The organism is Nisaea nitritireducens (assembly GCF_014904795.1).
Taxonomy (GTDB): Bacteria; Pseudomonadota; Alphaproteobacteria; order Thalassobaculales; family Thalassobaculaceae; genus Nisaea; species Nisaea nitritireducens.
In genome coordinates, this window is record NZ_JACZFS010000047.1 from 132632 (window position 1) to 144742 (window position 12111).

Below are 12111 nucleotides of genomic sequence, written 5' to 3' on the forward strand. Positions count from 1 at the left end.
ATACACGGAAAACACCTGTAGCGGAATGCTGCCTTTGGAGCAAAACAGTCTCCTGATTTCAATGTCATAGGCGATCAGGTAAAGACACGGTAATTTAGAGATAAAATCGGAACCTTGCCTATTTTTGAGATATCGCTAAAATAAAACTACATAAGCTATTGATTCTTGCGGGGGAATCAGATGAAACGTGGTCTTTTGGCTGCGATGTTGCCGATTTTGTTGGGTGGTTGCCTTCCGGTGATCCCTCCGGCAATCAGCCTTGCGACCACCGGATTGTCCGGTCTTGCGCTCCTTGCCACCGGTAAAACTACGGCCGACCATGTCATTTCCGCTGCAGCCGATGAAGATTGCTCGATGCTGCGCGTTGTCTTCGGTGACGAGCCGTGCCGCGCCTATGATGGCGATAACACGAAGCCTCTGACGGAACTCGTGGCGCACTATCCAGGCGATTCAGACGATTGGGTGGATCGAAATTCGATCCCGGTCGGATCTGTTACGGGCACGACGATCCTTACGGCGCGGGCCGATAGAGATCTCGATGTCGAGGGACCCGCTGCATCGCCTTCTACAATACTTCTGGCCGAAAGTGCCGTTGACGAGGATCGGCTGGAGGATGTTCCGTCTTCTATTCGCGCGAGTCTGTTGCCGCTCAAGGGTGTGAGTATCGCCGGTTTTGCGCCGTTCGATCCCGGTCACACTCTGGAGCCGATAGAGCTGAAAGGCATTGTCTCGAAAGACGAACAACTTGACCTGCAGATCTCTTCTCTGGGGAGCTGGAAAGAGACGCCTGACGTAGATCGCGTCGAGCACAAGCGGAGCATGAGCCCTGCTGGCGCCGCCGAAATGACGGTTCTTCCGTTGCAGAGGCCGATCCATCGCGCTGCGATGCGGCCAGGTACTGCGCAGCCTGCGGACCATTTCGTGATGCTTGGTTCTTTCCGTGACAAGAGACGGGCGGAGCATCTGAAAGAAACGGCGCCGGACTCAGTTGGCTCGGTTCCGGTCATCATGTCGGTGCATGTCAGGGGGAGCCTGTGGCATCGGGTTGCCGTCGGGCCCTTTACTGGCAAGGACGCTCTGCACATGGCTTCCGCGCTTGGGTCGGTTTCCGGCAAAAAGCCCTGGGCGGCCAAAATCACGAACTAACCGGGCAGCGGCCTTACTGGCCGTTCCCGATTGAAGAAAACCGCACCCGGCTTTCAAGCCGGGTGTTTTTCAATGTCCGGTGCTTTTCGAGAAGAGATGAATGACCGTGACCCCGACCACGATGAGCAGCAGGCCAATGATGGCCGGAAGGTCCGGGACCTGCTTGTAAATTAAAGCTCCGGCTACGGTTACCAGCACAATCCCGCTGCCAGCCCAGATGCCGTAAGCGATGCCGACGGGAATCTCGCGGAGACAAAAGCTCAGCAGAACAAAGGCGGCGGCATAGGCGACCAGCACGACGGCCGATGGCAGGAAGACCGTGAAGCCGTTGGTTGCCTTCAGCGCCATTGTGCCGATCACTTCGGCGAAGATGGCGAGGGCGAGAAAGAGGTAAGCCATTGGGCCTGCTCCCATGAACACTCTGAAACAGCGGCTTGCCGAGCGGACGCCCGGTGCTGTAGGCGAGCAGAACCTAGGCTTTCCGATCTGTCCGGGCAACCGGAGGCATGCCGGGGCGGAAAGAAAAAAAGGGAGCTGATTGCTCAGCTCCCTTAGGTTTGCTCTGGGTGCTTGCCGACAGAGGAGGCAAATGCCCGTATCGACAAGTAGGTTGCAAGGCAGGGGCGATTACAGTGCCGAAAACGGACTGTTCTGCTTCCGCGCGTACATTGCGCGGTCGACCCTGTCGAGCAATTCGGTTTCGGTGTCGTCCTGACTGTAGGCGTCGTGACCGACACTCGCATGAAGGTGGATGGAGGACCCGTTCCACTGCAGGGTCCGCGTATTCAGTTCCTCGTCGAGCGCCGCAATCCGTGCGGCTGCTTCGTCGTCATTGGCGCCCGGCATGATGACCGCGAATTCGTCGCCGCCAAGGCGGGCGATGCTGTCGGTCTCGCGGGTTCGCGATTGGAGAATTCTTGCGACTGTTACCAGCAGTGCGTCACCGGCCATGTGGCCATAGGTGTCGTTGACGGCTTTGAACTTGTCGAGGTCGATCAGCAACAGTGCACCGGTCAGCCCCTGACGCTTCGCAGCGGCGAGCGCGCTCTGCAGCCGATCGCTGAAACCGCGCCGGTTCAACAATCCGGTCAGCTCGTCCGTGACGGAAAGGCCTTCAAGGAAGGTGATCCGCTTTTCCTGCCGCGCGATCCGGTTCTCCGCCTCGGTCATTGCGATCATCGCAAGACGGAGCGCGATTTCGGTATCGTTCAGGTCCTGATCTCGTACGATCTGAGAGGCACGATGCGCGATATCTGCCGGCATGCGGGAGAGGAGATTGCCAACGTCAAGATTTGCGAAAGCGCTCGTCAAGCTCGTGTCTTCCAGTTCCTGTGTCTGCGGGTGCATGAGGTTCGACATGTCACACCACCTAATTGTTGTTTCTCGCTCCCTAGGGAGTGCATGGGGCGTGCCATCGAGTGGCTATTTTGGAAGTGATTGAAATTAATCAAATATTTCTCTCGAAGCCCGGTTACAATTTCCTGGCGCGACGCCATATTGATGGACAGGCGGAAGGAATTGCCGGGCATGGGGCAAGCTGTGCCGGGTAAACCCCGCGACAGTGACCACCTGGTTCCGCCAGAGCCGAGGGAGGATTGTTTGAAAGCCGTTCTGAAACTGACCGCATTCGTTTTCGCTGCCGTTGTGGTGCAATGGGCTACCCCGCTTCCAGTCGACGCGGCGACCGCAAGCCAAATCGTCCCGCACAAGGCGCTTTACCGCCTTTCCCTGAAAGGGGCGCCGGGGAGTAACGATGTTTCGGCTGTCGGCGGTCAGATGGCTTTCGAGTGGCGGGACGCTTGCGATGGCTGGGCGATCAATCAACGCAATCTGATGATCCTTGAGAGCGCAGAAGGTCTGACGCGCAGTGTCGATTCCACGATGACGACCTGGGAAGCCAAGGATGGCTCGTCGTTTCGGTTCATTGTGAACAAGGATTATGGCGCCGGTGGCGGCGAAGCCCTGGAAGGTCGGGCGCAACGGACTCCGTCCGGCGCTGTAACGGCGATCTTTACGGCACCGGATGAGGTCGAGATGGAGTTGCCGGTCGACGTTATGTTTCCGAGCCAGCACACGATTGCCTTGCTCGACAAGATAGCTGCCGGCGAGAAGTTCTTTTCGGCGGCGCTGTTTGATGGCTCGGAGTTTGAGCCGGCGGGGTTTGTCTCCGCCGCCATCGGACTGGAGGTTGTTCCCGAGGGGGAGGAGGAGCCGCTGATCTCTGGGCCGTACTGGCCGGTCAGGCTGGCTTTTTACGGGCCGGAGAACAAGACCGAGTCACCGGACTACGAACTGGCCGTCGACCTGCATGAAAACGGTATCGCCCGCCGGCTCGAAATCCACTTCAAGGAATTCACGGTGGATGTCGCCTTGCAGCGCCTTGAAGGCCTTCCTCGGGATGGCTGCTGAGCAGGAGCGGCGCGCGCCGTTCAGCTGTCACCTTCTTTCTCTTCAGGCATGTGGGCATTTTCTTCGGACATGCGGGCGCTGATGCCCTGCTTCTCGACGGCTTTCTTGAAGCCGCGCCCTTTCTCGATCGCCTTGGTGCCGAGTTTTGCCCGCACGGCATCCATCGCATGTTCCACTTTCCGCCGATGCTCCATTTCAGGGTCCGCGAGATCCGGCAGGTCCGCGCCGTCAGGATCTGCCAGGTCGGAAACACCTATGCCCATCAGGCGGAACTTCCGGCCATCGGTTTCGCGTTCGAGCAGGTGCTTGCCTGCCCGATAGAGTGTATCCGCCATCTGGGTTGAGCCGTGGTGGTGAACCTGACGGGTGATTCCCTTGAAATCAGACGTCTTCAGTTTCAGGACAATGGTTTTGCCACTGAGGGCTTTGGTTTTTAGGCGCGTCGAGAGCTCCTCGCAGAGGCGCCAGAGAATGGGGTCAAGCTCGCCGAGCTCCGATATGTCATCTGCAAATGTGGTCTCACAGGAGACGCTCTTGGCGGGCGAACGCGGCTCGATCTTGCGGTCGTCCCGGCCGTGGGAGAAACGGGCCAGACGCATGCCGATGCCGCCATAGCGGCGGATCAGGGCGGCTTCTTCCATGCCCTGCAGATGGCCGACCGTTTCGATGCCGTCGCTCCGCAGTTTCTCGTGCAGGGATTTTCCCACGCCCCAGATTGTCGTCACGGAGCGGTTTTTCAGAAATTCGGTTGCCTCTTCGCGGCCGATTGCGGCAAAGCCCCGCGGCTTGTCGAGATCGGATGCCACCTTGGCGAGGAACTTGTTGTAGCTGAGCCCGATGGAAGCGGTGATCCCTGTCTCTGCTTCGATCCGGGCGACCAGCCGGCACAGGGTTTCCGAGGGCGGGGCATGATGCAACCTCTCGGTGCCGGTGAGATCTAAAAACGCCTCGTCGATGGAGATCGGTTCGATCATCGGGGTGACGGACAGCATCAGCTCGCGGATCTGTTTGCCGACACGACTGTATTTCTGCATGTCGGGTTTGATGACGACGGCGCTGGGACAAGCCTTGAGAGCCTTGAACATCGGCATCGCGGAGCGAATGCCGTAGGTCCGCGCGACATAGCAGGCGGCAGAGACCACGCCTCGGCGCCCGCCGCCGACGATGACCGGTTTGCTCCGCAGCTCCGGGTTATCGCGCTTCTCTACGGTGGCATAAAACGCGTCGCAATCGATATGGGCGATGGCAAGGGCGCGGAGCTCGGGGTGGCTGACCATGCGGGGCGAGCCGCATTTCGGGCAGCGTGCATCCCCGTGCTTGGCTGTTTCTGGCAGCCACGCAAAACAATCCCGGCATAAAACCGGGCTATCGGGCGCCTGCTCGGTCATGCTCGTTGTCCCGTCGCAGCCATTGCGGCCGGCCCTTTCCTAAAGCGAGGGCGGCCAAAGCCACGCAGCTCCCCGGACACCGCTTGAGTCGCCATGCATGGGAGGGCTCAATCTCGTTTTTACACTATCCGAAAACACGTGAGGCTCCCATAGCGTCGGGACAGTGTCATAGAGCCTGCGGATATTGGACAGGCCGCCTCCAAGTACAATGACGTCAGGGTCCAGGATGTTGATGACAGAGGCGAGGGCCCTTGCGAGCCGCTCCTCATATCGTCTCATGACGGCGTCCGCGCGCGAGTCCCCGGAGGCTGCCAGCGTTTCAATTTCATGGGCGCCAATCTCCGTGCCACAGGCTTCGGCATATTGCCGCTCGAATGCCGGGCCGGAGAGGAAGGTCTCGATGCAGCCGTGCCGGCCGCAATAGCAGAGCGGCCCCCGGCGTTCGTCGTCCATGGGGGCGGGCAGCGGATTGTGCCCCCATTCCCCGGCGATCGCGTTGCGGCCTTCGAGGCATTCGCCACGAATTGCAATCCCGGCTCCGACGCCGGTGCCGAGGATGACCCCGAACACAATCTCGGTGTCCTTGCCGGCGCCGTCGATGGCCTCTGACACGGCAAAGCAGTTCGCATCGTTCTGTAGTCGGATGGGGCGCTTCAGGGCCTCTTCGAGATCCTTCTGGAGGGGCTTTCCGATCAGCCAGGTCGAGTTGGCGTTCTTCACCAGCCCGGTTTCCCGCGACGCCGCGCCAGGCATGCCGATTCCGACCGTGCATGTCTGCCCGATTTGGTTTTCGGTACGGGTCACCAGGCCGGAAATCGTCGCGATTGTGGCCGCGTAGTCGCCCTTGATGGTCGGCACTCTTTCCTGCGCGACAACGTCGCCGGAGGGGCTGAGTGCAACGGCCTCGGTTTTCGTTCCCCCGAGATCAATCCCGATCCTGAAACCGGATGGCCCCGACTGCCTCATGCCCAGCTCCGCTTAGTTCATTGGTCACTTGCGCTGGAAGGGTTTAGACTGTTTATTCATTTGTAAGATATTCTTTTTTACCCTGCGCCTGTGGCATAGAGGGTAGCTGGGCGACAAGCTCGAATCAGCGGGTCGGATGGAGGACGTAGTGACGGCAGAAACGTCGGTCGAAAAAACAGTGCTCATCGTTGAGGATAACGAGCTCAACATGAAGCTGTTTCACGATCTGCTGGAGGCGCACGGATACAATATCCTCGGTACGCGCGACGGCATGGAAGCATTGAAGATCGCGCGCGAGAAGCGTCCGGACCTCATTCTCATGGATATCCAGTTGCCTGAAGTGTCAGGGCTGGAAGTCACGAAATGGATCAAGGAAGACGACGATCTGAATGCCATTCCCGTTATTGCCGTCACGGCTTTTGCCATGAAGGGCGATGAGGAAAAGATCAGGGAAGGCGGCTGTGAGGCTTATATTGCCAAGCCGATTTCAGTGAGCCATTTCCTGGAGACCGTTCAGAAGTTCCTCGGATAGACCGCGATGCCCGGACGCGTACTCGTCGTCGACGACGTCCTGCCGAATATCAAACTCCTCGAAGCCAAGCTGATGAGCGAGTATTTCGATGTTCGAACGGCTACAAATGGCCCCGATGCCCTGGAAATCATCCAGTCGGATACGCCTGATATCGTGCTGCTCGATGTCATGATGCCTGGCATCGACGGCTTCGAGGTCTGCAAGAGAATCCGGAGCAATCCGGCAACCGCACATCTTCCGGTGGTCATGGTGACCGCCCTCAGCGATCCATCCGACAGGGTTCGGGGACTGGAAGCGGGGGCGGACGATTTCCTGACAAAGCCGGTCGACGATACGGCCCTGTTCGCGCGGGTCCGGTCCTTGCTGCGTCTGAAGGTCATGGTCGATGAGTGGCTGCTGAGGGAGCAGACATCTGCCCATTTCGGGGTGCTGGAAACCGGCGTGAATGGCTTGGCCATGGACTATCGGGCCGGGCGCATTCTTCTGATTGAAGACAACCCGATCGACGCGACCAACACGCAGAACATCCTGAACAGGGATGACAACATGGTCTTCACCTGCCCGGGTGCCGAACATGCGCGCGAGATCGCTGCGGGTGAGGATATCGAACTCATCGTCTGCAGTCTCAATCTGGAGGACGAAGACGCGCTGCGGCTGGTGTCCCAATTCCGGTCGACAGAACGGACGCGACAGATCCCGATTTTGATGACCGGCGAAATAGACCAGATCGACAAGCTTGCGAAGGCACTCGATCTCGGTGCGAACGATTACATCATGAAGCCGCTGGACAAGAACGAGCTCGCCGCGCGTTCCCGCACCCAGATCCGCCGCCGGCGCTTCCAGGACCGGCTGCGCGAAAGTTATGAGCGTTCCCTGTCCATGGCGCTGATCGACAGCCTCACGGGGCTCTATAACCGGCGCTATCTGGAAACCTATCTGAAAGGCCTGATGGACAACGCGGTCGAGCGCCGCAAGCCACTGGCGCTCCTGATGCTGGATATCGACCATTTCAAGGCGGTCAACGATACCCATGGGCACATCGCTGGCGACAAGGTCCTGAAGGCGGTCGCGGAAGCTCTGATCAACAGCCTTAGATCCGTCGACATGATCGCGCGGATCGGGGGTGAGGAATTCGTGGTGGTGATGCCGGATACCTCGGAAGAGTTCGCGGAGGCTGTGGCCGAGCGGCTGCGCCGGCGGGTCTCCGAAACCAATGTTTCCTGTGAAGGGGTCGAAGATCCGGTCACGGTAAATATCAGCATTGGCCTGACCATGCGCACCGGCGAGGACAAGACCGTTGAGGACCTGATGAAGCGCGCGGACAAGGCGCTTTACGGGGCGAAGAACGCTGGACGAAACCGAGTCGTCTCCGATATTCCGGAAATCAGCTGAGTCCGGAAACTCCCTTTTATACCTGAAATGCAAAACGGGCCGCCAAGGCGACCCGTTCAAGAAACCGTCAGCAGGCGATGCCTACTTGATCTTGGATTCCTTGAAAAGCACGTGCTTGCGCACAACCGGATCATACTTCTTGAGCTGAAGCTTCTCGGTCTGCGTACGCGGATTCTTCTTCGTTACGTAGAAGTATCCGGTGTCAGCGGAGCTGACGAGCTTGATCAGAACTGTCGCGGGCTTGGCCATGGCCGTTCCCCATCGGTCAAAGTGAATTAGAAGGCCGCAAACATATCCATATAACAGGCGCTGTCAAGCGGAGATCAGTCGGCCTTTTTCAAGCCCCTTTATTGGGCGTTCGACGGCCATTGCGATGCGATGAGTGAGGCTTCGAAGGCGCGGTCGAAAAGACTGCGCTGTCCCAATAATTTCAAAGCGAGCGCGAGATCCAGGTCATTCCCGTCTGTAGCGGGCTTCCGGTCGCCGCAGCGTCCGAGCAAGGCCTCCTGGATGCTGTCATCGAGATCCTGGGCTATCCGCCTCAGTCGAAGGAGTTCACGGGCACGTATAGCCGCTACGCGGGCTGTGCCGGCAACCTGCTGTAGCGACGGGTCTTCAATTTCGTCCGTGCAGATCGTCGGATAGACCCCGAACGGCCCAATCGGGTAGCCCGACGGCGTATACATACGGGCCCAGGTGATGATCAGCTCGCCCTCGTTCGGCAGGTGAACAATCATCTGCACGGTGCCCTTGCCGTAAGTCCGGCTGCCGATCAGGACCGCGCGGCCGCTGTCCTGCAACGCACCGGCGACAACTTCCGACGCCGACGCCGAGTCATGGTTGATCAGCACGATCAGCGGCATGCCGGCCGCTATGTCGGGTTTGTGTGCGGTGAATTCCTTGATCGAGCGCGGGTGCCGGCCCTTGGTCAGGAGGATACGCCCGTCCCGGATGAAGAGATCGGCGATAGAGATGGCATCTCTCAGGACGCCGCCCCGGTTGTTCCTGAAATCGAGGACGATGCCGTTCATGGACGGCCCGACCTTCGCTGCCACTTGACCCAACTTGCGGGAAAGGCTGGCTGCAGTGTCTTCATTGAAACTGCGGATCTCGAAATAGGCGGTATCGCCCTTGCTGGTCGCATACACGGTCTGTTCGATCACCGGGGCGCGCGTGACAATCGCGGTTCTGTGGATTTCGTCGCTTGTTGTCGTCACCCGGACGTCGCTGCCGCTGGGACCGCGCAGCAAATCCGACACGGCAACGGCGTCAAGTCCGCTGACGGTCTTGCCATCGATCGTGACGATACTGTCTCCGACCTGAAGGCCGCTATCGGCTGCGGGGCCATCCTCGTAGACTTCTTCGATGTAGATCGTGCCGCGATTTTCGAACAGCAGGATGCCGATGCCTGAATATCCGCGGCGATGTGCCCGGTTCCGGCTGGCTGCAGCGGCGGTCGTGTATCTCGAGAAGCGGTCGAGGTCTCTGAGGGCACCCTTGAAGATCGCGTCGTAGAGGGTCTCGGGCGGTGCCTCCCGGAGCGTGTTGGATACACGGCGCCCGCTATCGACGGCGGCCGCCATAAGCATGCTCCAGCGAGCCACATCGTCGGCATCGGGGACGGTGAGGGCGGCGACTTCATGCCCGTTGTGGGCGACGACGATCAGATCCTCGCGGTCCATGACGCTGATGCCGTCGTCCAGGGTTTTCAGCCCGGTGAGACCGGCGACGGCGAGTGACGGCAGATCCGTCTCTTCGATATAGAAGCTGGTGATGCCTTCGAAGCCGGCGGAAAAGACCGCAGCCGCATCGTCGCGGTTGAACGCCTTGGGGTCTGATGGAGAATAGGGCGCGGCGCAGGCCGTGAGCAGAGCCAGGAGCAGACCACAAAAGACCACAACGATCCGGGGTTGTGCCCGCCGTTTTGGAGCACTTGGGCTCCGCTGCATCTTTTGGCTCAATGACTTATCGTTCATTTTGCCACTATAGGCGTAAAAACCGCACACGTCAGCGGGGCTTCTTGGCGCGCCCTTTTGAGTTTCCGCCATTGCGTTTTGCCGGTCCGGACCGGTTCTTCCGCTTCGAGCCCTGCCGACCCATTCCCCGGCGTTCGCCCGGTGTTCCCGGAGTACCGCCCGAGACATAGTCCAGCAGAACGCCGCCTGTCAGCGGATCGGCATCGACAAGTTTGACTACCACCGTGTCGCCGATCTTGAAGGTCAGTCCGGTCGCGCGACCGGCGAGAGAGTGGCGGTGCTCGTCGATATCGTAGAAGTCGTTGGGCAGGCGCTTCATGGGGAGCAGCCCGTCGGCACCAACACCGGCAAGCGCCATGAACATCCCGGCGGAAGCAATGCCGGACACACGCGCCTCGAACTTGTTGCCGATCTGCTCACTCAGGAAGGCAGCAACATAGCGGGCAATCGCCATGCGTTCAGCGGCTGCGGCGCGCCGTTCGGTCATCGATATATGGGCTGCCGTCTCGTAGAAAGCTTCGGTCTCTAAATCGCCCAGACCGTCTTTCCCGAACCCGTGAGCATCGATCAAGGCGCGGTGTACGAGCAAATCCGAATATCGTCGGATCGGCGACGTGAAATGAGCGTAACGTCTGAGGCCGAGACCGAAATGGCCGAGATTATCCGGGCTGTAGACAGCCTGGCTCTGGCTCCGCAGCACCAGCTCATTGACGGCGGTTTCGTGCACTTCGCCACGCACTTTTGCGAGCAGCTCATTGAAGGTCTGCGGCCGGATCACGCCGGATGTGCCGAACGGAATTTCGAGCCCCTTGAGGAACTCTGTCAGCGCGGCGATCTTCTCCGGGTCCGGTGTTTCATGTATCCGGTACATGCAAGGCCGCTTTTTCGCTTCCAGAGTTTCGGCGGCCGCCACGTTCGCCAGCACCATGAATTCTTCGATCAACTGGTGGCTGTCCAGGAGCTTCCTGAGTTCGATTGATGCAATTTTACCATCGTCCCCCAGCACCACCTTGCGTTCCGGGAGATTGAGATCGAGTGCTCCGCGCTTCTTGCGGGCGTCGAGCAAAAGTCGGAACGCGCCGTAAAGGGGCTCGATGATACCGTCCGGTACAACCTCGACATCCCCGCCATCAGCCGCTGCCTGCACCTCTTCGTAGGTCAGGCGCGCTGTGGAGCGCATCAGTCCGCGCATGAATTTATGGCCGGTTTTATGACCACGGGCGTCGATCACCATCTCGACCGCGAGACAAGCGCGATCCTCATTCGGGCGGAGCGAGCAGAGCCCGTTCGAAAGGGCTTCCGGCAGCATCGGCACGACCCGGTCCGGGAAGTAGACAGAATTGCCGCGTTTGCGTGCTTCGTTATCCAGTGCGTCGCCGGGCCGGACATAGTGTGCGACATCGGCGATGGCGACGATGATGCGATAACCGCCTTTGTTTTTCGGATCGGTATCGGCTTCGGCATAGACCGCATCGTCGAAATCGCGGGCATCGCTGCCGTCGATGGTGACGAGCGGGACATTCCGGAGGTCTGTCCGCTTGCCCAGGGTGACAGGCTTGGACGTTTCCGCCTGGACCGTGCAGGCATCGGGAAAAACAGCCGGTATCTCGTTTTCGGCGATGGCGATCAGGCTGACAGCGCGCGGCGCATTCGCGTCGCCCAGCACTTCCGTGATCCGGACATGCTGAAGGCCCATCCGCCCGCGTGGCAGGATTTCGGCCACGACCAGCTCGCCGGGTTTTGCCTCCGAGAGGTCGCCCGGTTCCACCACATAGTCGCTACGTGCTCTCCGGTCGGATGAGACGATCCGGTAGCCTCGGCCTTCCCGCTTCAGCTGTCCAACGACACGTTCGCCGGAGCTTTCGAGGCGGCGCATGATACGGCCGCGATAGCGATCCTGGTCTGTGCGCTCCAGTTTCACCAGCGCCCGATCCCCGACCCCGACAGACGGTGTACGGGAGGAGAGTGGGATGGTGATAGCCGGCGGGGCGTTCTCTTCCCGCCATGTCAGGGGGCGTGCGGACGCATTACCATCATCGTCGATGGCAGTGATGGCAACCACGGTCACCTCCGGCAAAGTGCCGGGCGCTGCCACGCGTCTATGGCGGCCGAGATCGATCATGCCTTCCACGGCCAGCTCTTTAAGCATGGCTTTAAGGGGAATGCGGTCGGCGCCTTTTATGTTGAAGGCGCGTGCGATTTCACGGCGTCCGACCGGGGTCGGGCTGTCACGAATGAATTCGAGTACCGCTTCGCGACTGGGCAGGCCGGGCGGCATCTTGCGTGGGGCCACGCGCGCCGC

Annotated in this window: 11 protein-coding genes; 4 read left to right on the top strand and 7 right to left on the bottom strand. The window is 59.8% G+C overall.

Features of this window, described 5'->3' with window-relative positions; translation table 11 throughout:
• Positions 1-180 precede the first annotated feature (180 nt).
• Positions 181-1146, top strand: coding sequence for an SPOR domain-containing protein (locus IG629_RS16470; protein ID WP_193173024.1), 966 nt, complete (start codon positions 181-183; stop codon positions 1144-1146).
• A 69-nt stretch (positions 1147-1215) separates the two neighbouring features.
• On the opposite strand, the gene IG629_RS16475 is transcribed toward IG629_RS16470, so the two are convergent.
• Together IG629_RS16475 and IG629_RS16480 are read right to left on the bottom strand one after the other, a co-directional pair.
• Positions 1216-1545: a DMT family transporter gene (locus tag IG629_RS16475; RefSeq protein WP_193173025.1), complete on the bottom strand. Its 330-nt coding sequence runs from the start codon at positions 1543-1545 to the stop codon at positions 1216-1218.
• Positions 1546-1773: 228 nt separating this feature from the next.
• Entirely contained in the window at positions 1774-2505 is a 732-nt protein-coding gene (locus IG629_RS16480) for a GGDEF domain-containing protein (protein ID WP_193173026.1), read from the bottom strand.
• 240 nt (positions 2506-2745) lie between these two features.
• Here IG629_RS16480 and IG629_RS16485 point away from each other — a divergent pair, with 240 nt between their 5' ends.
• Entirely contained in the window at positions 2746-3555 is an 810-nt protein-coding gene (locus IG629_RS16485; protein ID WP_193173027.1) for an EipB family protein, read from the top strand.
• Between the two features lie 20 nt (positions 3556-3575).
• Here IG629_RS16485 and IG629_RS16490 read toward each other — a convergent pair whose 3' ends face one another.
• Together IG629_RS16490 and IG629_RS16495 are read right to left on the bottom strand one after the other, a co-directional pair.
• On the bottom strand, positions 3576-4943 hold the full coding sequence (locus IG629_RS16490) for a DNA polymerase IV (RefSeq protein ID WP_193173028.1): 1368 nt from the start codon (positions 4941-4943) through the stop codon (positions 3576-3578).
• 39 nt (positions 4944-4982) lie between these two features.
• On the bottom strand, positions 4983-5909 hold the full coding sequence (locus tag IG629_RS16495; RefSeq protein ID WP_193173029.1) for an ROK family protein: 927 nt from the start codon (positions 5907-5909) through the stop codon (positions 4983-4985).
• A gap of 148 nt (positions 5910-6057) precedes the next feature.
• Between IG629_RS16495 and IG629_RS16500 the strand changes: the two genes are divergently transcribed.
• Positions 6058-6441 (top strand): response regulator, encoded by a 384-nt coding sequence (locus IG629_RS16500; protein ID WP_319025108.1) that lies wholly within the window; start codon positions 6058-6060, stop codon positions 6439-6441.
• Positions 6442-6447: 6 nt separating this feature from the next.
• Positions 6448-7833, top strand: coding sequence for a PleD family two-component system response regulator (locus IG629_RS16505; RefSeq protein WP_193173031.1), 1386 nt, complete (start codon positions 6448-6450; stop codon positions 7831-7833).
• An 81-nt stretch (positions 7834-7914) separates the two neighbouring features.
• Here IG629_RS16505 and rpmG read toward each other — a convergent pair whose 3' ends face one another.
• From rpmG to rnr, 3 genes are all read right to left on the bottom strand, one after another.
• Entirely contained in the window at positions 7915-8082 is a 168-nt protein-coding gene (gene rpmG / locus IG629_RS16510; protein WP_028467442.1) for a 50S ribosomal protein L33, read from the bottom strand.
• A 98-nt stretch (positions 8083-8180) separates the two neighbouring features.
• Positions 8181-9782 carry a S41 family peptidase gene (locus IG629_RS16515; protein WP_193173032.1) on the bottom strand — a complete coding sequence of 534 codons (1602 nt, stop codon included), beginning with the start codon at positions 9780-9782 and terminating at the stop codon, positions 8181-8183.
• A 58-nt stretch (positions 9783-9840) separates the two neighbouring features.
• Entirely contained in the window at positions 9841-12102 is a 2262-nt protein-coding gene (rnr, locus tag IG629_RS16520; RefSeq protein ID WP_319025110.1) for a ribonuclease R, read from the bottom strand.
• Positions 12103-12111: the final 9 nt, after the last annotated feature.

Coding starts and splice junctions, on each gene's coding strand:
- IG629_RS16495 (WP_193173029.1), bottom strand. CDS start 5,909: ATGAGGCAGTCGGGGCCATCCGGTTTCAGGATCGGGATTGATCTCGGG.
- IG629_RS16475 (WP_193173025.1), bottom strand. CDS start 1,545: ATGGCTTACCTCTTTCTCGCCCTCGCCATCTTCGCCGAAGTGATCGGC.
- rpmG (WP_028467442.1), bottom strand. CDS start 8,082: ATGGCCAAGCCCGCGACAGTTCTGATCAAGCTCGTCAGCTCCGCTGAC.
- IG629_RS16490 (WP_193173028.1), bottom strand. CDS start 4,943: ATGACCGAGCAGGCGCCCGATAGCCCGGTTTTATGCCGGGATTGTTTT.
- IG629_RS16505 (WP_193173031.1), top strand. CDS start 6,448: ATGCCCGGACGCGTACTCGTCGTCGACGACGTCCTGCCGAATATCAAA.
- IG629_RS16470 (WP_193173024.1), top strand. CDS start 181: ATGAAACGTGGTCTTTTGGCTGCGATGTTGCCGATTTTGTTGGGTGGT.
- IG629_RS16480 (WP_193173026.1), bottom strand. CDS start 2,505: ATGTCGAACCTCATGCACCCGCAGACACAGGAACTGGAAGACACGAGC.
- IG629_RS16515 (WP_193173032.1), bottom strand. CDS start 9,782: ATGCAGCGGAGCCCAAGTGCTCCAAAACGGCGGGCACAACCCCGGATC.